General features: G+C 62.8%; 20 protein-coding genes and 1 tRNA gene. 17 read left to right on the top strand and 4 right to left on the bottom strand.

The genetic code is table 11. The annotated features are described in order from the left end of the window. Positions 1 to 98: 98 nt before the first annotated feature. Together OC159_RS17020 and OC159_RS17015 are read left to right on the top strand one after the other, a co-directional pair. Positions 99 to 650: a hypothetical protein gene (locus tag OC159_RS17020; RefSeq protein ID WP_265502387.1), complete on the top strand. Its 552-nt coding sequence runs from the start codon at positions 99 to 101 to the stop codon at positions 648 to 650. Positions 651 to 667: 17 nt separating this feature from the next. After that, positions 668 to 1,078: an acyl-CoA transferase gene (locus OC159_RS17015; protein WP_265502386.1), complete on the top strand. Its 411-nt coding sequence runs from the start codon at positions 668 to 670 to the stop codon at positions 1,076 to 1,078. 7 nt (positions 1,079 to 1,085) lie between these two features. Here the strand turns inward: OC159_RS17015 and OC159_RS17010 are convergent, their stop codons facing one another. Beyond that, positions 1,086 to 1,538, bottom strand: coding sequence for a thermonuclease family protein (locus tag OC159_RS17010; RefSeq protein ID WP_265502384.1), 453 nt, complete (start codon positions 1,536 to 1,538; stop codon positions 1,086 to 1,088). A 113-nt stretch (positions 1,539 to 1,651) separates the two neighbouring features. Here OC159_RS17010 and OC159_RS17005 point away from each other — a divergent pair, with 113 nt between their 5' ends. Genes OC159_RS17005 through OC159_RS16980 form a run of 6 tightly spaced genes read left to right on the top strand, consistent with a single transcriptional unit; the run spans position 1,652 to position 6,953 of the window. Next, positions 1,652 to 2,590 (top strand): phage tail tube protein, encoded by a 939-nt coding sequence (locus OC159_RS17005; protein WP_265502383.1) that lies wholly within the window; start codon positions 1,652 to 1,654, stop codon positions 2,588 to 2,590. After that, the gene (locus OC159_RS17000) at positions 2,590 to 3,039 is read left to right on the top strand and encodes a hypothetical protein (protein WP_265502381.1); all 450 of its coding nucleotides are present in this window, start codon (positions 2,590 to 2,592) and stop codon (positions 3,037 to 3,039) included. The genes OC159_RS17005 and OC159_RS17000 overlap by 1 nt, the downstream gene beginning before the upstream one ends. Before the next feature lie 56 nt (positions 3,040 to 3,095). Next, positions 3,096 to 3,245, top strand: a complete 150-nt coding sequence (locus OC159_RS16995; protein ID WP_265502380.1) for a DUF7697 family protein — start codon at positions 3,096 to 3,098, stop codon at positions 3,243 to 3,245. Position 3,246: 1 nt separating this feature from the next. Continuing rightward, positions 3,247 to 5,430, top strand: coding sequence for a phage tail tape measure C-terminal domain-containing protein (locus OC159_RS16990; protein ID WP_265502379.1), 2,184 nt, complete (start codon positions 3,247 to 3,249; stop codon positions 5,428 to 5,430). 15 nt (positions 5,431 to 5,445) lie between these two features. After that, entirely contained in the window at positions 5,446 to 6,072 is a 627-nt protein-coding gene (locus OC159_RS16985; protein WP_265502378.1) for a DUF2460 domain-containing protein, read from the top strand. After that, complete coding sequence (locus OC159_RS16980; protein WP_265502377.1) at positions 6,069 to 6,953, top strand: DUF2163 domain-containing protein; 885 nt, start codon at positions 6,069 to 6,071, stop codon at positions 6,951 to 6,953. The genes OC159_RS16985 and OC159_RS16980 overlap by 4 nt, the downstream gene beginning before the upstream one ends. Positions 6,954 to 7,027: 74 nt before the next feature. Here the strand turns inward: OC159_RS16980 and OC159_RS16975 are convergent, their stop codons facing one another. Beyond that, positions 7,028 to 7,777, bottom strand: a complete 750-nt coding sequence (locus OC159_RS16975) for an HNH endonuclease (RefSeq protein WP_265502375.1) — start codon at positions 7,775 to 7,777, stop codon at positions 7,028 to 7,030. Positions 7,778 to 7,816: 39 nt separating this feature from the next. On the opposite strand from OC159_RS16975, the gene OC159_RS16970 reads away from it, so the two are divergent. The 7 genes from OC159_RS16970 to OC159_RS16940 all read left to right on the top strand — a co-directional run bounded on the left by OC159_RS16970 (position 7,817) and on the right by OC159_RS16940 (position 14,819). Continuing rightward, entirely contained in the window at positions 7,817 to 8,287 is a 471-nt protein-coding gene (locus OC159_RS16970; RefSeq protein ID WP_101459057.1) for an NlpC/P60 family protein, read from the top strand. A 12-nt stretch (positions 8,288 to 8,299) separates the two neighbouring features. Beyond that, positions 8,300 to 12,265 (top strand): baseplate multidomain protein megatron, encoded by a 3,966-nt coding sequence (locus tag OC159_RS16965; protein ID WP_265502374.1) that lies wholly within the window; start codon positions 8,300 to 8,302, stop codon positions 12,263 to 12,265. An 18-nt stretch (positions 12,266 to 12,283) separates the two neighbouring features. Beyond that, positions 12,284 to 13,360 carry a DUF2793 domain-containing protein gene (locus tag OC159_RS16960; protein WP_265502373.1) on the top strand — a complete coding sequence of 359 codons (1,077 nt, stop codon included), beginning with the start codon at positions 12,284 to 12,286 and terminating at the stop codon, positions 13,358 to 13,360. 29 nt (positions 13,361 to 13,389) lie between these two features. Beyond that, positions 13,390 to 13,644, top strand: coding sequence for a DUF6127 family protein (locus tag OC159_RS16955; protein WP_198731906.1), 255 nt, complete (start codon positions 13,390 to 13,392; stop codon positions 13,642 to 13,644). An 89-nt stretch (positions 13,645 to 13,733) separates the two neighbouring features. Next, on the top strand, positions 13,734 to 14,408 hold the full coding sequence (locus tag OC159_RS16950; protein WP_101459061.1) for a YcbK family protein: 675 nt from the start codon (positions 13,734 to 13,736) through the stop codon (positions 14,406 to 14,408). Then, positions 14,408 to 14,659: a hypothetical protein gene (locus OC159_RS16945; RefSeq protein WP_265502372.1), complete on the top strand. Its 252-nt coding sequence runs from the start codon at positions 14,408 to 14,410 to the stop codon at positions 14,657 to 14,659. The genes OC159_RS16950 and OC159_RS16945 overlap by 1 nt, the downstream gene beginning before the upstream one ends. Beyond that, positions 14,613 to 14,819 carry a hypothetical protein gene (locus tag OC159_RS16940; RefSeq protein ID WP_322626740.1) on the top strand — a complete coding sequence of 69 codons (207 nt, stop codon included), beginning with the start codon at positions 14,613 to 14,615 and terminating at the stop codon, positions 14,817 to 14,819. Before OC159_RS16945 ends, OC159_RS16940 begins: the two co-directional genes overlap by 47 nt. A 9-nt stretch (positions 14,820 to 14,828) precedes the next feature. Here OC159_RS16940 and OC159_RS16935 read toward each other — a convergent pair whose 3' ends face one another. Further along, positions 14,829 to 15,791 (bottom strand): SOS response-associated peptidase, encoded by a 963-nt coding sequence (locus OC159_RS16935; RefSeq protein ID WP_265502369.1) that lies wholly within the window; start codon positions 15,789 to 15,791, stop codon positions 14,829 to 14,831. 237 nt (positions 15,792 to 16,028) lie between these two features. On the opposite strand from OC159_RS16935, the gene OC159_RS16930 reads away from it, so the two are divergent. After that, a complete protein-coding gene (locus OC159_RS16930) occupies positions 16,029 to 17,036 on the top strand; it encodes an AAA family ATPase (protein ID WP_101459064.1) in 1,008 nt (335 codons plus the stop codon). A 3-nt stretch (positions 17,037 to 17,039) separates the two neighbouring features. Continuing rightward, on the top strand, positions 17,040 to 19,583 hold the full coding sequence (locus tag OC159_RS16925) for a S8 family peptidase (RefSeq protein WP_265502368.1): 2,544 nt from the start codon (positions 17,040 to 17,042) through the stop codon (positions 19,581 to 19,583). Positions 19,584 to 19,700: 117 nt separating this feature from the next. Here OC159_RS16925 and OC159_RS16920 read toward each other — a convergent pair. Continuing rightward, positions 19,701 to 19,777 (bottom strand) — tRNA-Met (locus tag OC159_RS16920). Between the last annotated feature and the right edge of the window lie 74 nt (positions 19,778 to 19,851).

Genomic DNA, 19,851 nt, shown 5'->3' with positions numbered 1-19,851 from the left:
GAAGAAAACAAACCGGTACGAAGATGACGACGCTTGCCTTCGCCTACCTTGCGGTGCTTGCTGCCCAAGCTGGCAATCATAAGCAGGGGCATTAACCTATGAGAAAAGTTCATAACCAAGCAGGCATCGAGAAGATTGAGCGGGAGCGGGCGCTTGTCGGTACCTACATCGATCGGGTGTATAATCCTGAAAAAATCGGCTGGGTTCTCGAGGCTAGAGAGGGCTTTGACGAACATGCGAGAGATGCATGGCATCTGCTAATCCCCGTCAAAGAAGGCTACGGCGTGGACAGCTGGATTCAACCTGAGGAATACAGCGTCGCATTGGCAGCAAGCATAATCGATGAATTAGAGATAGCCTTTCCGGATTTGCCGTGCGTCGTATTCCGGGCAGGTGGCAACGAATTCTACTTTCTGAAGCTTGGCGGGAAATCAAAGGATCAGTTTTTTGAGGAAATTGGTCGAATCGCAGATATTGCGAGAAAGTGTCAGCAAGAAAGTAAGGCCGAAGGAATGGCTTTTCGTGACTATGTGAATATGCAGGTGGCAAACCATCTAAGGCGTAGAAAACTTCTTAGTGCCACAAGAAGCGCGCTTCCCGCATTGTCGGCGCTCTTAGGCGGAATAGTTGACTTCAAAGATCTGGTCTAACGGCAAAGACAAGCTCTATGCCCACCGTCCGCGAAACCATACTCGCCGCGCTGCACGCGCGCTTGCCCGCCACGGCCCTGCGCGGCGACGTCCTGGCCGAACGCGTGCCACCTGACGGCCTGCTGATCCTGCGCGACGGCGACCCGGGCGAACCTGAGGTGACGCTGTCGCCAGTCGCCTACCACTACCAGCACCGCGCCGAGATCGAGGCGGTCATTCAGGGCTCTGACCGTGACGCCGCCTTCGACGCCCTATGTGCCAGCATCGGAACGGCAATCGCCGCCGACCGGACGATGGGCGGACTTTGCGACTGGGTCGAGGCTGAAGCGCCGCGCCCGGTCGATCTGCCGGTTGAGGGCGCGGCCCGCCTGAAAGCAGCGGTGATTCCGGTCATCTTGCACTACACCACCGCAGACCCGCTGGCATAAGTGGCTCTCAGCAGGTGCCGTAATAATTGCCCGAGAAGCGGCAATATTCACGCGCAGTGCCACTGGCGATCATCGCGGCCCCGATGTCGCGACCGTCCGGCAGCCAGCATTGCCCGACGATGCGTCCGTAGCGGTCGACATCGCGGATACGGCATTGGACGGAACGCCCCGAGACCAGCCCAGCCAACTGACCCGTCGCGGCCGATCCTCCCGCCCTGCCGATCTCCGGCGCGTCCAGCCCCCAAACCCTGATGCGCGTGCGTTGGCCGCTGACCCAGAACGTGTCGCCATCGACGACCCGCGTCACCTGACCGGCAAAATCGAAGCGAGAGGGCGTCGCCGCGGGTGCCGCAACGTCCGTCGGCACACATCCTGTCAGAAGCATGGCCGTTACGACCGCGATGGTCGCCCTCCCTCCGGACAGCCAATCCGCCACTCGCCGCAATCCCGAACCTGCCATCCCGCTCCTCACCACCATTTTCCCGACACCTGCCCATTCTGTGGCGCGGCGCCCGGACCCGCAACTGCGCTCCGCGAATCTTCTTAACCTGACACCGACTGAAAGGACTTTTCATGGCACGAGCCCAGGGGGCGCGGGCGCAGATGGCACTTGCGTTCGAGACGACCTATGGCACCCCGCCCGCAGGCGGTTTCACCAGAATGCCCTTCGCCAGTACATCGCTCGGCGCCGAGCAGCCGCTGCTGAACTCCGAGCTGCTGGGCTACGGCCGCGATCCGCTGGCGCCGATCAAGGACGCGGTGACGGCCGATGGCGCTGTCGTCGTACCCATCGATGCGGAAGGCTTCGGATTCTGGCTGAAGGCGGCCTTCGGGGACCCGGTCACCACCGGCACCGGGCCATGGACGCATGAGTTCCGCTCGGGCGCCTGGACGCTGCCCAGCCTCTCCATCGAAACCGGTATGCCGGAGGTGCCGCGCTATGCGATCTATTCCGGCTGCGTGCTGGACCAGCTCAGCTGGCAAATGCAGCGCTCCGGGCTTCTGACCGCTACGGCACGACTGGTCGCACAGGGCGAGACGGTTGGGTCCGTCAGCAGCGCCGGCACGCCTGCCCCCATCGATCTGAAGCGCTTCGGGCATTTCAACGGATCAATCACCCGCAACGGCGCGGCGCTGGGCAATGTCGTCTCGGCCCAGATCGCCTATGCCAACAATCTCGACCGGATCGAGACCATCCGCTCCGATGGCCGCATCGATGGCGCCGATCCGTCCATTGCTGCCCTGAACGGATCCATCGAAGTGCGCTTCGCCGACAGCACGCTGGTGACACAGGCCCTTGATGGCGATCCCTGCGCGCTAGAATTTTCCTATGCCCTGCCCTCGGGCGAAAGTTTCACCTTCACCGTCCATGCCGTTTACCTGCCCCGCCCCCGGATCGAGATTTCCGGGCCGCAGGGCGTTCAGGCGAGTTTCGACTGGCAGGCCGCGCGCGACAGCGCGCTGGGCCGCATGTGCACCGCCACCCTGATCAACGACCGCGAGGAATACTGATGCTGACACTCGACCTGACCAACGAACCGCGCTGGCACGAGCTGGCGCCGGGCGTCCGCGTGCAGCTTCGCCCGCTGACCACCGCCCTGATGGTCGCCACCCGCAGCGATCCCGAGGTCGAGGCGGTTCCGGATGCGACCAGCGACGAGACCCGTGCCCTGATCTTCGCCAAGGCGCTGGCCCGCCGCGCGGTGCTGGCATGGGAGGGCGTCGGTGATGCTGGAGGCAATATCATCGACCCCAGCCCCGCAACCATCGATGCGCTTCTGGACATCTGGCCGATCTTCGAGGCGTTCCAGCTGGTCTATGTCTCGAAGGGCCTGCTGCTGGAACAGGAAAAAAACGTCTCCGCGCCCTCGCCGACTGGTCCTTCGGTGGGGGCGACAGCTACTGCGCGGCCTGCCCGAAGGCCTGCGAAGACTGCCCGACGCGGCAAAACCAACCCCTGACTTTCGAGGGCTGGCAGGTCTGGGATCTGGTCGGACGCCTCAGCGGTCAGCTGCGGGTGCTGCCCGGCGCGGTGATCGGCTGGGACCTGACCGCCGCGCTGGGACTGGCCACGGCGCTGGGCATCCCTGCCCCGGCCGCTGCCGAGCTGCTGCCGGTCATCGAGGCGGTGATGGTCCGGAAGATGAACGAACAGATGGAACGGTGACATGGCAGAAAAGCGGGTCAGCGTCCGCCTCGCGGCTGTTGGCGGGCGGCAGGTGCGTGCCGAGCTGGAAGGTGTCGGCGAGGCCGGAACTCGCGGCTTCGGGCGGCTCTCGCGTGAGATGGAGGCGGCGAATGCCCGCATGGCCGGGTTCACCCGCAAGGTCGGGGTGGCTGCTGCCGCAGCTGTTGCCGCCGCCTCCGCCGCAGGCATCGCCATGGTGCGATCGGGACTGCAAACGGTGGATGCGCAGGCGAAGCTTGCCCAGTCGCTCCGTACCACGGTGGCCTCGATCCAGACGCTGGAACAGGCCGGAGAATTGGCCGGTGTCTCGATGTCCGGCATCGAGCAGGCGACCAAGGACCTGACCCGGCGGTTGAGTCAGGCGGCCGCGGGTGGTGGTCCGGCGGCGGATGCGCTGGAACGGCTGGGCCTGACGGCGGGCGAGTTGTTGGCCCTGCCGCTGGACCAGCGCGTCGGGGCGATCAATGCCGCCATAGAAGCGTTCGTGCCGGTCGCGCAGCGCGCCGCCGTGGCGGGACAGCTCTTCGGCGAGGAAGGCTCCATCGCCATGTCGCGCATCGACACAGCCACGCTACGTCAGGCGACGGAAGATGTCCGCGCCTTCGGAGTGGTGGTCTCCGAACAGGATGCCGACCGGATCGAGCGAACGAATGACGCGATCTCGCGACTGGGGCTGGTCTGGCGCGGACTCTCGAACCAGCTGGCGGTTGCCGCAGCACCCGCGCTGGAAGCCGTCGCCGATGCCATGGCGGCGCTGGCCAGCCGCACGGGCCCGCTGGGGATGGCGATCTCTGGCCTCTTCGACCAGATCGGACGTCTGTCCACCTATGCGGCGAGTTTCGCTGCTTTCATGGCCGGGCACTGGGTGGCAGGGCTCGCGGCGGCGGCACTCTCCGTTCGCGGTCTCGCCACCGCGTTGGTCGTGCTGCGTGGGGCGATGATCCGCACCGGCATCGGTGCATTGATCGTCGGGGCGGGCGAGCTGATCTATCAGTTTGCGAAGCTGGTCAAAGGCGCGGGCGGCTTCGGCAATGCCATGGCGCTGATGGGTAATGTGGCGAAGGCGGTCTGGGAGGGTATCAAGACAACGGCCATGTCCTTCGCCGACGATTTCCGCGCCATGCAATCCGAGATCGAGGCGATCTGGACCCGGCTGATGGCATTTCTGGCAGGGAAATGGGCGGATTTTCTGGGAATGATCGGTCCAACCTTCAACAAGGTGGCCGAAGAGATCGGCTCGGACACCCGCATCGATGTGTTCGAGGCGCTGGGCCGGGCTTCGATGCTGGAGCATTCGGCCAGCAATGCCGCCCATATGGCGGACCGCTATCGCGACCGGGCCAGCACAAGCCGGGCCTCGGCTTTCGATGGTGTCGGACCGGCCATGGAGGCGCTGCGCGCCGCGATGACGGGCGGCGAAGATGATGCCGGTGGCGCGGCGCTGGACGTGGCGACAGAAGCCGCCGGGCGTTATGAGGATGCGTTGAGCGGGGTGGAAACCGCCGCCACCGGCGCGGGTGCGGCAGCGAAGGAGGCCGGGGCCGCAGGCAAGGCGGCGGCCGAAGACGCAAAACCCGCGACTGAGGCCACGGCCACCGGCTGGAAGGCGGTCACCGAGGCGCTGTCGGATTACGCCAAGAAAGCGAAGGATATCGGTGCGGATATTGGCCAGGCGCTGGTGGGCGCGTTTCAGAGCGCCGAGAACGCGGTCGGGGAGTTCGTGAAGACCAGCAAGCTCGATTTCCGCGATCTGGTCACCTCGCTGCTGGCCGATCTGTCGAAGCTGGCCGCGCGGCGTTTCCTACTGGGGCCGATTGCCAGTGCACTTTCGGGCGCGCTGGGCGGCGCAGGCGGAATCTTTGCCAACATCATGCATACGGGCGGGATGGTCGGTGCCACAGGTCCGGGCCGCATGGTCCCTGCACTCGCGTTTGCGGGTGCGCCACGAATGCATGCCGGTGGCATGGTCGGGCTGCGCCATGACGAGGTGCCCGCGATCCTGCAACGGGGCGAGCGGGTGCTGTCGCGCCGCGAGGCGAAGGATTACGGCCAGGGCGTCACCGTCAACATCCATGCCCGTGACGCCGAAAGCTTCCGGCAGTCCCGCACCCAGATCGCCGCCGATATTGCCCGCGCCGTCTCGCTCGGTCGGCGCGGATTATAGAAGAGAGATCAGACAATGGCATTTCACGAGGTCCGGTTTCCGGACACTATCAGCCGCGGCGCGCGTGGCGGGCCGGAACGGCGCACCCAGATCGTCGAACTGGCCTCGGGCGACGAAGAACGCAATGCCAGCTGGGCAAACAGCCGAAGGCGCTATGACGTCAGCTACGGCATCCGCCGCGCCGACGATCTGGCGGCGGTCGTTGCTTTCTTCGAGGCACGGAACGGGCGGTTCTATGGCTTTCGGTTCAAGGACTGGGCCGATCATCGGTCCTGCCTGCCGTCACGGACCCGGTCGCCGACCGATCAGCAGATCGGCACAGGCGACGGTGTGACGACCAGTTTCCAGCTGTTGAAGCGCTATGCCTCCGGCGGACAAAGCTGGGTGCGGACCATCGCCAAGCCGGTCGCAGGTACCGTCCAGATCGCGCTGAACAATGTGCCGCAGGCTTCGGGCTGGTCCGTCGACCACAAGACCGGCCTCGTGAGCTTCGAGACCGTGCCCTCCACCGGCATCACGATCACCGCCGGATTCGAATTCGACGTGCCGGTCCGTTTCGACAGCGACGCGCTGGACATGACGCTGGATATCGAACGGCTGGGCTCCATCACATCAATCCCCTTGCTGGAGATACGGCGATGAAGAATATCCCGCCCGCACTGCAGGCGCATCTCGACAGTGGCACCACGACATTGGCTTGGTGCTGGCGCATCACCCGCGCCGATGGCATGGCCTTCGGCTTTACCGATCACGACCGGATGCTGGTGTTCGATGGCACCGAATTCGAACCGGAAAGCGGGCTGACCGCCAGCGAGATCAGGTCGGGCGCAGACCTTTCGGTCGATGCGCAGGATGCAGCAGGCGCGCTGCGTTCCGACCGGATTTCTGAGACCGATATTCTGGCCGGGCGCTGGGACAATGCCGAGGTCGAGCTCTGGCGGGTGAACTGGCAGGCGCCCGGCCAGCGCGTTCTGATGCGGCGCGGCGCCATCGGCCAGATCCGGCGCGGGCGGCATGCCTTCGTGGCCGAGATCCGCTCGATGTCCCATCTCCTCGGTCAGACCGTCGGGCGGAGTTTTCAGGCCAGCTGCGACGCCGCGCTGGGCGATGCCCGCTGCGGCGTCGCTCTGGAGGATCCGGCGTTTCGCGGCGTGGGCACCGTGATCGACGGGTTGCGCGACCGGGCTTTCACCGCCTCCGGGCTCGGTGGCTTTGCAGCCGGCTGGTTCCGCTTCGGCACGCTCACATGGACCAATGGCCCCAATGCCGGACGCCGCGCGGAGGTGCAGGCCCATGATCGCAGCGATGGCATTGCGATCATCACGCTTCTGGAAGCGCCCATCCGTCCCATCAACACGGGCAACAATTTCACCATCCGGGCGGGCTGCGACAAGCGCATCGCCACCTGCGCGCAGAAGTTCGGGAATGCGGTGAACTTCCGGGGCTTTCCGCATATCCCCGGTCAGGACACCATTCTGCGCTATGCCTCATCGGATGGTGGGCATGCTGGCGGTGTGCTGTGACCAGGCGGCATAATCCCGTGCATATCTGACCGCATGATGCACTTTGCCCTCGGGCTCCCCCTTCGAATGCGAACTTATTCTTGCGTCATCATTTGCTTCAATTCCTCGGGTAAAAGAAGCCGATCACCTCGATGAAGCATATAGTGACAATTCGGGCAGACAGGCACGAGGTCTTTGATCGGATCAGTGTGCCTTCCAGACCGGGCCTGAGATAAGGGCTTCAGGTGATGGACATGGATAAAGCCTTTGCCATGGTCGCCAAAAGTCCGCTCAAAGCTGAAGCCGCACACAATGCACGAAGTGCCATGCGCCTCGATGCAGGCCTTTCGCGCCGCTGGGTCTCGCTCGTAGCGCGTCGTCACATGGACCGACAATGCGCCTTCTGAATAGGATCCGGCTTGCCGAGGGCGCAGTCCATCCAGAACCCAGTACTTCCGGTCGCGATTGACGGGAACAATATCAATCTTCTCACAAAGGCGTAGGAAAGACTCCTCAACCTTTGACCATTGGGGATCATCCGGCAAAATCTGCGCCCCCAGAATGCGGTTCAAGACTGGATTGGTTTCCTTTCCGTCCAACCGTTTTTGGTCGCCAAGCTCTTTGTGGGTTTTGATCGAAATGTTCTTGTAACCAATAAAACGGCTCGGGCCAAACAGGACATCCCCCTCTACCCAAGCCGCGACCAGATTGTATCCACGGCGCAATCGCTCTCGAGCAAAGAAGCGATCTTCCTCATTCGGTGAAAGAAGATAGCCGCGTAGCGTCCTCAGGTTTCGCCGTATGCCAGAAACGTCCTCAACAAACTGAACCAAGATAAACTCCATCGTCTGAACCAGCGATACGCTCCGCGATGGCAATCCAGGATGCAAGGCCTGACAAAATTGACTGGTAGACGATCCCCAAGTGCTTCGAATTCGGACTGCATCATCGCCGCCGCGCGCAGCTGGCTCGGCACGCCCTATCACGATCAGGCCAGTTTGCGGGGCGTCGGATGCGACTGCCTCGGGCTGGCGCGCGGCGTCTGGCGGGACGTGGTCGGCGATGAGCCTTTCCCGATCCCTCCCTATAGCCGCGATTGGGGCGAGACGGGTTTCCGCGAAGTTCTGGCCGAAGGCGCGCGGCGGATGATGATGGAACTGCCGGCCGCTGATGCCGGACCGGGCGCGCTGGTCGTCTTCCGCATGCGTGCAGGTGCCATCGCCAAGCATGTTGGGATTCTCTCCGCGCCGGACCGCTTCATCCACGCCTATGAACGGCTGGGCGTGATCGAAGAACCTCTGACGCCTGCCTGGCAGCGACGCATCGCTTTCGCCTTTCTCTTCCCCAGCATCTGAAAGCTCATCGCTATGGCAACATTGGTATTGGCCTCGGTCGGCGCCACGATTGGCGGCGGCTTTGGTGGCGCGATCCTCGGATTTTCGGGCGCCGCCATCGGCAGCATGATCGGCTCGGCCATCGGTGCGGCCGTGGACAGCTGGATCGTCTCCTCGCTCGCCCCGGCCCAGCGCATCGAAGGCGCCCGGCTCGACAATCTGCGCATCACCGCCTCGACCGAAGGTGCGGTCATCCCACGCGTCTTCGGCCGCATGCGCATGGGCGGCAATATCGTCTGGGCGACGGATTTCCGCGAGGAGACGAAGACCAGCCGGCAGGGCGGCGGCAAGGGCGGTGGACCCAAGGTCGAGACGACCGAGTATCTCTATTATGCGTCTTTCGCCGTGGCGCTTTGCGAAGGCGAGATCACCGGCATCGGTCGCATCTGGGCGGACGGCAAGCCTCTGGATACGTCGGGAATTACCTGGCGCTGGTATCCGGGCTCTGAGACGCAGGAACCCGATCCCTTCATCGCCACCACCATGGGGAATGACGCGACCCCGGCCTATCGCGGCACCGCCTATGTCGTCTTCGAGGATCTGCCGCTGAGTGATTATGGCAACCGCCTGCCGCAGCTTTCGTTTGAGGTCTTCCGGCCGCTGGCCGATCCCGACACGGCGGAGGGTCTGACCCGCGCCGTCACCCTGATCCCCGCATCAGGCGAGTTCACCTATGCCACTGAGGCCATCCGCAAGGGCGGCAATGGCACCAGCTCGGCCGAGAACCTGAACGCAGCGCCCGGAAACCCCGACATGATCGTGGCGCTGGACAGGCTGCAGGCCATGGCGCCGAAGGTCGAGAGCGTCAGCTTGGTCGTCGCCTGGTTCGGCAACGACCTGCGCTGCGGCCACTGCGCCATCCAGCCCGGGGCCGAGGTGGCCGAGAAAGCCAGTAGTCCGAGGACGTGGTCCGTGAACGGCGTGAGCCGAGCCGATGCCCATCTTGTCAGCCGTGATCAGGAAGATCGTCCAGTCTATGGTGGCACGCCAGCGGATTTCGCGGTGGTGCAGGCGATCCGCGAGATGAAGGCGCGCGACCTGCGTGTAACTTTCTATCCCTTCATTCTCATGGATGTGCCGCCGGGGAATACCCTGCCGGATCCCTATACGGACCATACGGCCGGGACCGGTCAGCCCGCTTTCCCATGGCGCGGGCGGATCACCTGTGCGCCCGCAGCTGGGCAGGCCGGGAGCGCCGACAAGACGGAGGTTGCGGCAGATCAAGTCGCGGCGTTCTTCGGCAGCGCTTCGCCGTCGGATTTCACCGTCACCGGCGACGAGGTGCGCTGGGCGGGCGATCCCGGCGATCATGGGCTGCGCCGCATGGTGCTGCATTACGCCCATCTCTGCGCGGCGGCAGGCGGGGTCGACGCCTTCCTGATCGGCTCGGAGATGCGCGGGCTGACCACGATCCGGTCCAACGGGAACAGTTATCCGGCCGTCGCGGCGTTTCGGGCGCTGGCCGCCGATATCCGGACTATCCTCGGGCCCGGTACGAAGGTCAGCTATGCCGCCGACTGGTCGGAATATTTCGGGCATCAGCCTGCAGATGGCAGCGGGGATGTGTACTTCCATCTCGATCCGCTCTGGGCCGACCAGAATGTCGATTTCATCGGCATCGACAATTACCTGCCGCTCTCGGACTGGCGCGACGGGTTTGACCATCTGGATGCGGATGCCGATTGGCACGCGATCCATGATCGGGCCTATCTGCAGTCCAATATCGCGGGCGGCGAAGGGTTCGACTGGTTCTATGCGTCAGAGGCCGACCGCGCGGCACAGGTCCGGACCCCGATCACCGACGGGACTTATGGAAAGCCGTGGGTGTTCAGACCCAAAGACCTGCGCGCTTGGTGGTCGAACCCGCACTATGATCGGCCGGGCGGCGTCGAAGCCGTGACACCGACGGCGTGGCTGCCCGGATCAAAACCGATCCGCTTCACCGAACTCGGTTGCCCGGCCATCGACCGCGGCACCAACCAGCCGAACGTGTTTTATGACCCGAAGTCTTCCGAAAGCTTCGTGCCGTATTTCTCGCGCGGCTGGCGTGACGATGCCATCCAGCGGGCCTATCTGGAGGCCAGCTATCTGTTCTGGGGCAAAGCTGCGAACAATCCGGTCTCGATGGAATACGCAGGCCGCATGGTCGAGATCTCGGAATGCGCCGCCTGGACCTGGGATGCACGACCCTATCCGTTCTTTCCGGCGCTGGACGATGTCTGGACCGATGGCGACAACTGGCGGCTCGGCCATTGGCTGACCGGGCGGCTGGGTGCGGTGTCCTTGGCCGCCCTCGTCCGCCATCTCTGCCTCCGCGCCGGGCTGTCGGAAAGCCGCATCGATGTCACGGGCCTTTGGGGCGCCGCCGAGGGCTATGCGATCACCGCCCTCGAAAGCCCCCGCGCCTCGATCACCACGCTGGCACGGCATTTCGGCTTCGACGCGGTCGAAAGCGAGGGCGTGATCCGCTTCATCATGCGCGGCCGGGCGCCGATTGCGAGTATCGCCTATGACGACCTCGTCGCGGGCAACACGGGCGGCGAAGCGTTCGAATTGACCCGGGCGCAGGAAACCGAACTGCCGCAGGCGCTCAAATGGCAGTTGGCGCGAGCCGATGAAGATTACGATGCCGCCTTGGTCGAGGCGTCCCGCATCACCGTCGACACCAGTCGCATCGCCTCCGAGAGCTTTCCCATGGCCGTGCCGCCCGAAGAGGCCGAGCGCCGCTGCCGCCGGGCTTTGCAGGAAGCCTGGGCGGGTCGGGAAAGCGCGGTGTTTCGCCTGCCGCCCTCGCGACTGGCGCTCGATCCGGCCGATGTCATCGCGCTCACCCACGATGGGCGCGCGCAGCAGTTCCGCCTGACGGCCGTGGCCGATGCCGAAGCGCGCAGCATCGAGGCCGTGCGGCAGGACCGGGAGGCCTATGACCTGCCGCCCGGCGCCGAGCGGCCCGCCACCCTGCCCCGCGCCGTCACTTTTGGGCCTCCAGAGGTGATCTTGCTCGATCTTCCGAAGCTGCGCGACGATGTTCCGGCGCATCGACCGCTGATCGCCGCCACGGCAAAACCCTGGCCCGGCGCTCTGGCGGTGTATCGAAGCCCAAGTGGTGACGGGTTCGAACTGGTCACCACGCTGCGCCGCCGCGCGAACATGGGCCGTCTGGCCGCCGATCTATGGCCCGGTCCCACCTCGCGTTTCGATCTCGGCAATGTCCTGATCCTCGATTTGGCGAGCGGCCAGTTGGACAGCGTCAGCGATCTGGCGCTGTTCGGGGGCGCCAATGCGCTGGCGGTGGAATCCGCGCCGGGGCGCTGGGAGATCGTCCAGGCGGGCCATGCCGAGCTGATCGCGCCCCAGCGATACCGCCTGTCCCGGTTGCTACGTGGCCAGCGTGGCACCGAACAGGCCATGGGCCATCCAACCCCAGCCAGGGCTCGGGTGGTGATGCTGAACGAGGCCCTGACCCCGCTGCCGATCCCGGAAGCCGATCTCGGCATTCCCTTCAACTGGCGCATCGGACCGGCCCGTCATCCGGTCAGCAGCGACACGTTTGTGGCGGTAAGCTTCACCCCTGAGGGCGAGGGTCTGCGGCCCTTCTCGCCGGTCCATGTCGACCAGCCATGGCGCCGCCCGCATGTGCCCGGTGATCTGGTGATCCGCTGGACACGCCGCTCCCGCACCCTCGCCGCCGATAGCTGGCAGGGCATGGAAGTGCCGATGGCGGAAGAACGAGAGGCATGGTCGGTCGAGATCCTTGATGGTGCGACCGTCCGGCGCGGTCTCGAATCCAGCAGCACCTCCGTCACCTATCGCAGCGCAGATCAGGTGGCGGATTTCGGCGGACTGTTGGCCTCGGGCGACAGCCTGACCATCCGCATCTGTCAGCTCTCTGCCCGGATCGGGCGCGGCTCCGCCATCACCACCACGCTTTATCTCTGACGACCGGGAAACCCAAAAATGTCCGACAGCACGACGAATCTGCTGCTGCCATATCTGATGGCGGCGCAGGCGCAGAAACACGTCACCCATAACGAGGCCCTGCGCCTGCTCGACGGGCTTGTCCAGCTCTCGGTCAAAAGCCGACAAATGACCGCAGCGCCTGCAAGCCCCACCGATGGCGACCGCTATATTGTCGCCTCTGGCGCGACCGGCGGCTGGGCGGGCTGGGATCTGAATGTTGCGCTCTGGACCGATGGCGCCTGGCTGCGCCTCCCGCCGCGCGAGGGCTGGCGGGCATGGGTCGAGGATGAGGCAGTTCTGCTGGTCCGGAACGGTGCCGATTGGCAACCGGTGATCCCCACCGGCCTCGACAATCTGACCCGCCTTGGCATCGGCATGGCGGCCAGCACGGGTGCTCCCTTTTCTGCCAAGCTGAACAGCGCCCTCTGGACCGCGCTATATGCGGCGGATGGCGGCAGCGGCGATCTGACCCAGACGCTGAACCGGGAAACCGGTACTGACGATGCCGGGCTGATCCTGCAGACCGGGTTTTCCACACGGGCCCTGATCGGCATGTTCGGATCGGATCAGCTGCGCATCGCCGTCTCGTCGGATGGCAGCAATTTCAGCGATGCGCTGGGCGTCGATCCGGCGACGGGCATCGCCAACCAGCCGAACCTGCCGCGCTTCAAGGCGTATACCAACTACGACAACTACGTGGCGACTGACAGCTGGACCACGCTCGGGATCAATGTGGCGGACTACAATGATCAGGGCTGTTTCGATGCGGGCACCAACCGCTTCGTGGCGCCGGTCGCGGGAACCTATCTCTTTGGCGCATCGCTGCTCTACAAGATCAACGCCAATACCAGCGCCCGGATGCGCGGGCGGCTGGTCCTGAACGGATCGACAGAGATCAGGGGATCGTTCGGCGAGATTTCCAGCGCGCATGTCTCGGGAGCGACCGCGCTCTGGCTGCAGACCTTGGTGTCGCTGGACTCAGACGACACGGTCGCGCTGCAAGGCACGTTTCGGGCGGCGGATGGGTATTTCGCGGCCGACCACACCACATTCTGGGGAACGAAGATCGGATGACACCCAAACGTCTCGACGACATACTGCAGATGAGCGAGAGCGAATTCGAGGATCTGCTCGCCCGGGCCGCGCAGGAAGGTGCCCGACGCGCCCTTGTCGATGCCGGGCTCGACGGCAGGGAAGCCGCGCTCGATATCCGTGACCTGCGGGCGCTGCTGGAAGGCATTCGCCTGATGCGCCGCACCGCCGCCCAGACAATCATCCGCATGCTGACCGCAGGCCTGATCCTGACCCTGCTGGCCGGGATTGCGCTGAAGCTGAAGCTCTTCGGCGAAGGCGGCTGATCCGCTGGGCGGCAATCAGTGCCAACCACAGACTCACCACCCCACGGCCCGCCATTCCGGTGGGCCTTTTTCTTGTCCGGAGGATCCTCATGACCACCCGTTTCTACAGCCATTGGCGCGACGTGCCGAAAGAAACATGGCGCTGGCCGAACTTCTCGCCCGCCGAGATCGCCTGCCGCGGCACCGGCGCGATCCTGATCCACGAGCAAGCCCTCGACCGGCTGCAGGCTTTGCGAACCCGACTCGGCAAGCCGCTGATCGTGAATTCCGGCTATCGCAGCCCGGAACATAACGCCCGGGTGCGTGGAGCGAAGCGCTCCAAGCATCTAGGAGGCACCGCTTTCGACATCTCCATGGCCAATCACGATCCGGCCTCATTCGAGAAGGCAGCCCGGGCCGAGGGCTTTTTGGGCTTCGGCAGCTATCCGCGATCCGGCTTCATGCATATCGATCTCGGCCCCGCCCGGCGCTGGGGCGATCCCTTCCCGGCCCGTGCCATGCCATTCGCGGAGGACCAACCGCCAGCCCGCGAACATCTGGCCGACAGCCGGACAATGAAGGGCAGCGGCGCGGCCGGGATTGCCACCGTCGGAGCGGCAGGCATCGAAATTGCTCAGGACGCGCTCGGCGATGCGCAATCGGCCATCGAGCCGCTGATCCCCTATCTCGACACTCTGCGCTGGGCCTTCATCGCGATGGCGCTGGCCGGGATCGGCCTGACCGTCTGGGCCCGGCTCGACGACTGGAACCGGGGAAGACGGTGATGGGCGCCCTCGTTGCGCTGCTGGCGTCGCACTGGGCGCGGCGTCTGATCATCGGGGCCGCGCTGATCGGCGCGATCCTGCTTTTCCTCATCAACCTGCGGCGGGCAGGCGAAACCGCCGGCCGCCACGCCGAACGCCTGAAACAGATGGAGCGCCAGAATGACATCCAACGCCGCATGCTGGAAGCAGCCAGCACCCGCCCTCGTGATCGCGACGATCTCGCTGACCGCCTGCGCGGCGGGCGGTTCTGATCCGGGCGGCGCAGTTTGTCCGCCGGTCGTCGCTTACGAAAAAGCGGTACGGGACCGGGCGGCGGTGGAGCTGGAGGCGCTGCCCGAAGATGCCGCGCTGGTCGGGATGATGGCGGATTATGCGGTGATGCGGGCGCAGGCGCGGGTGTGCGCTGGCTGATCGCTAATGTCAGGACGCCTCGGCCGGGGCGTCTACCAACGCTAATGCGCCATCCGGCAGCGGGCGTTGCAGCTTGCTGGCGACTTCGATCGGCGCCGAAAGCCAGGTCTTCCAATCCCGGTGATCGGTCAAAATGACCGGCATGGCTTTCGGATGCACCGATTTCACCTCGGCATTGGGCGCACAGGTCAGAAAGGCATAGAGATCGTCGGTTGTTTCGCCATCCTTCACCTTCCGGACCGACTTCCAGCCCCGGACCTCGATCCCGGCGAAGAACATCGGCGCTTCTGCTTTCGAGGGCGCGAACCACTGATTGCCGCCCTTGATCGGTTCGGCGAAGGCCGTGACAGGCACCAGGCAGCGATTTGCTGGCCCCAGCCAGCGCCGCCAATGCGGCGAGTTCAGGTTGCGGACATTGGTGACGCCCGGATCCCGCTGGGTCTTCAGAACCGAGGGCGGCGATGGCATCCCCCACCGTGCCTTCACCAATTCCAGCGAACTGCCATCATGGCGGATGATCGGTGCCAGCTGATCCGGATAGACCTTGCCCGGTGCGACATTGCCCGCGCGGTCGGTCATGGTCAGACCCTTGAAAAGCTGGCGCATCGCCTCCTGCGTGGTGGTCTGATTGTAAAGGTTGCACACGGTGTCGTCGTCCTCGGAGCTGCCAAAGGGCAGATAGGGTGAACTGTAGCCCGGCAGGCAGGTTCCGTCAGCCAGTTCCAGATCAGGAAAGGCCGTCAGGCAGGCGCTGGCCGCATCAGGTTCACGGAAATAGAGCGCAATCCGGTCCCGCGTGCCGCCGCGCCCGCCGCCATGCAAGGCATAGTTTCCCCTGCCTATCCGCGTCGCCAGCCACTCATGCAGCGCATCGGTCCGACGACCAAAGCCCTTCTCCGGCACGCAGATCAGCACCCGGACCGGGAAGGCCGAATCGTCGATCTTGGCTTGAGGTGTGCTGCGGCGCGTCATCGGTATGAACAAATACAAAACATTGTTGCGGTTTGATAGTCGATCTTGCGTAGCAGTCTGTTGCTGGGTAGTCGTCGAAGGCACCGAGAAGCGATTCCGCAGCAGAGAAATGCCGATTAATCTTTGACGTCAAATCCGTCGAAAGGTCGGCGAATTTGACCATGGGCGGCACTATTCATTTCGATTGGCAACGCGAGGCTTCACGTCTAGACTCGCTATACGAGCCCATGAAAACCAATGTCCAATACCAAGCAAATCCTTTCTATGTTGCGCAGTCGCGCAGAAGGCGACGAGGACCAGTTCCTTGCGATCGCCCTGCAAGTTGCTGCGGCTGAAGCGCGCCAGGGGCGACGTAGCAACGCCGAGCAGCTTCGAGCTGCAGTTGAGGACTTGCGGCGCAGCAGAGGGGACAAGCCATCGGTTCGAGTTTCCTTAGCTCGCCCTCGTGGTGATCTCGAAGGTTTACTCGATCTTCGTGAACCTAGGTTGAAACTTTCCCAAGTTGTTCTGGCCGGACCTCTCCGCGAAAAGCTAGATCGCGTTGTGGTGCAGCAAGACCGCCGCGCTTGGCTTCGCGAAGGCAATCGAACACCCTCACGACGCCTTCTTTTTGCTGGACCGCCGGGGTCTGGAAAAACTCTGACTGCGGAGGCGCTGGCAGGTGAGCTGCGCCTACCTTTCTTCGTCGTAAGGCTTGAAGGGCTGATCACGCGTTACATGGGTGAAACTTCCGCCAAATTGCGGCTGGTTTTCGACGAGACGATCAAGCATCGCGGAGTCTACCTCTTCGATGAATTTGATGCTGTCGGCGGGAGACGAGACGCGACGAATGATGTGGGCGAAATGCGGCGAGTGCTGAACAGCTTTCTGCAATTTATGGAAGAACCTACGTCTACAGATAGCCTAGTTTTAGCAGCGACAAACCACCCCGAACTTCTCGATCGAGCTTTGCAGCGCAGATTTGACGAGGTTCTGAGCTTCGATATGCCGTCTCCTGACGAGATCTGTGAGGTTATCCGCAATCATCTACGACCGATGAAGTACCCTCGGATTGCATGGAGCAAAATAGTCGAAGCGGGGTCAGGGCTTAGCCAAGCTGAACTTGCGCGCGCGGCCGACGAGGCGGCGAAGGTCGCCTTGTTGTCGGAACGCAATGTAGTGCGCACTGAGGATCTGTTACAGCAGCTCACGGCTCGTCACGATATGCGCAACATCTTTAACGGTAACCAAGAGATTTCGGGCTAGAGTTTGGCTGATTACGACCGTGGGCATATCGATATTACATCCCTGCTGACGCCGCATTCTTACATGGCTCATCAGGCGCGAGGCGGGACAACCTTTGCCCGTAACCGCGAGCAACATGGAGATCGATTGAGTGCGGGTCTTGCCGCATCGTTCGAAACCACAGAGGCCCGTCGTCCAAAGCAAGACGCGCTTCCGCCCGGAGTTGCTCTTGGCGAAGGGGCATTCGTGACAGTTTTACTCGACCGCGCCGCCAAAGAGCTCGACATCGAAAAGATCGATAAGGGCATTCGTCAAAGTGCTGCCGGAGAGGATGGCGATAAGCGCAAAATGGTCCTGCACGTCCGTGATCAGGACGCAAGGGACTATATCACCGAACGCGTCGAGCGTTATCGAACTGGAGCTTTGACTGAGAAAGGCAATCCTCCACTGGCGGGCGAAATGCAGCCGATAGAAGGCTTTGCACCAACAGAGCTCATCGACCTTTGGCGAGAGGATCCCGCACTACTGCCACCAGCAGATGGTACCGCGTCATGGTGGGGCCTATGGTGCTGGGACATTTACGTCGACGAGGTAGTTGGTCTTTCCCGCGCGCTCGATATGCAGGTAGCCCCCGAGGAAAGATGGAGTACTTTCCCTGATGTTCGCATCATCCCTGTCCATGCTACCCGTTGCCAGCTTGAAAAAATGCTCAATATTGGGCAACCTGGCCTAGCCGAGATCGGCTTTGCAACCGACGACCCCGCCATTTTGGTCGATCTTTCCGGCCGGGAGCAGGATGGTCTAGTAGACGATCTTGCAAATAGGATAGTTTGGCCTGGGACCGACGTTCCGGCAGTTTGCCTGCTCGACACCGGCGTGAACCGTGCACATCCTCTAATTGAGCCGGTTCTGGCGCCAGAAGATGTACAAACGATAGACAACGATTGGGGCGGAGATGATCACTATGATGGGCCGGGCCATGGAACACCAATGGCGGGCCTTGCGCTGCATGGTGACCTGACTGGGCCTTTAGCAGATGCCTCTACCCCGCGATTGCGACACCGACTCGAAAGCGTGAAATTTATACCGCCTATCCCGAGGGCCGATGATGATCCCGCCAATTACGGCGCAATTACGCAATCAGCAGTAGCGCTTGCTGAAGAGCGGAATCCTAACAGAAAACGAGTAATTTGCTCAGCAGCAACAGACCCAAAAATTCGCGGAGATCGCCCCACAAGGTGGAGCGCGGCCATCGATGACATGGCAGCGGGCGTCGATGCTGGCGATGAAGAGGAGCCTCCCCGGCGCCTATTCATTCAGGCTGTCGGAAACATCGGGCATAACCATACGTGGGCCACAATCAGCGAGCAGACGCTTCATGCGGGTAGCAATCCAGCACAGGCATGGAATGCACTGACCGTCGGAGGCGTAACCTTCAAAGATCAGATTGAGGTAAATCAGCGAGCCACCTGGTCTGCTTGCGCAGCTGTCGGCGATCTTAGCCCGTACAGCCGCACCTCGTCTGACTGGCCTGACGGCACAACACCAATAAAACCGGAAATCGTTTTCGAGGCTGGTAATCGAGCGACAAATGCGCGTGGTGATCAGGTCTCTGATGCAATGCCTTCCTTGTCGCTGGTCTCCACAGGCAAGGGTGGTACGCGGGACGCACTGACGGCGTTTTGCGCTACGAGTGCAGCGACAGCGCAAGCTGCCAGAATGGCTGCTCAAATCATGTCAAATCACCCAAGATACTGGCCTGAAACTGTTCGTGCATTGATGGTTCACAGTGCGCGTTGGACGCCACCTATGCTTGCCGAAGTGAATGCAGCAGGAGGTAAGACCGCCCGCGCCGCCCTCCGGCGCAAATTCGGCTATGGCATGCCAGACCTCGCTCGTGCGCTAGCTTCGGCATCGAACGATCTCGCGCTGGTAGCACAAGCCGACATTCAGCCGTTTGACCGTCCACAAGTTAGCAGCCGCGATCCCATGCGGCGCGTTGGCAGTATCACTTATGGCAATGCCCACTATTATGAACTGCCTTGGCCAACTCAAACACTTCAGCAGCTGGGCAACTGCCAAGTCAAATTGAAGATTACACTGTCCTACTTTGTCGAACCGTATCCGCTTAAGGGGTCCATGCTGGACCCGGCGCGCTATCGATCGTTCGGACTCCGCTTTGACCTAAAGCGGCCCAAAGAGACTGAGAGCGTTTTCCGGCGTAGTCAGAACGCTAAGATGGGCCAGAAATTGCGAAGAGGTGAGCGTGACGATGACCCGAACTGGGACTTTGGTCCGAAGGCGATTGCTGCGGGTTCACTTCATTGCGACACATGGACAGGCCCGGCAGTCGATCTCGCCTCACGAAATCAACTCGTAGTCTATCCAGTCATGGGGTGGTGGAGGGATCGACCGAGCCAGAACCGATTTCTCGAAAATGCGCGCTATTCTCTTGTTGTTACGCTCGAAGCTCCAGATGCCAGCATCGATCTGCAGGCTGAAGTGGCGGCGACAGCGGATGCAATGATTGCCGCCAGGACAGGCGTTCTGGTGGATGTCGCCAGGTAATCTCTATCATCCGCCCACCCGACTCCTCAAACGTTGATGTGGCGTTGATGTAAAGTGGGGATTGGGATGCTTGACTGCTTTAGTCGGCATCCAAGCGCTTGATCTTAGGGGCTTTTTTGGTTGCGGGGGTTGGATTTGAACCAACGACCTTCAGGTTATGAGCCTGACGAGCTACCGGGCTGCTCTACCCCGCGCCGGGATTGTCCTGATCGGGTTTGATCGTGATCAGAGAGATTACTGCGTGTCTTTCCAGGTCTGGCGGTGACCT

The sequence above is a fragment of the Paracoccus beibuensis genome (assembly GCF_026162625.1).
Taxonomy (GTDB): domain Bacteria; phylum Pseudomonadota; class Alphaproteobacteria; order Rhodobacterales; family Rhodobacteraceae; genus Paracoccus; species Paracoccus beibuensis.
The sequence above is the reverse complement of the archived record's forward strand: the minus strand, read 5'-3'. Positions and strand labels throughout refer to the sequence as shown.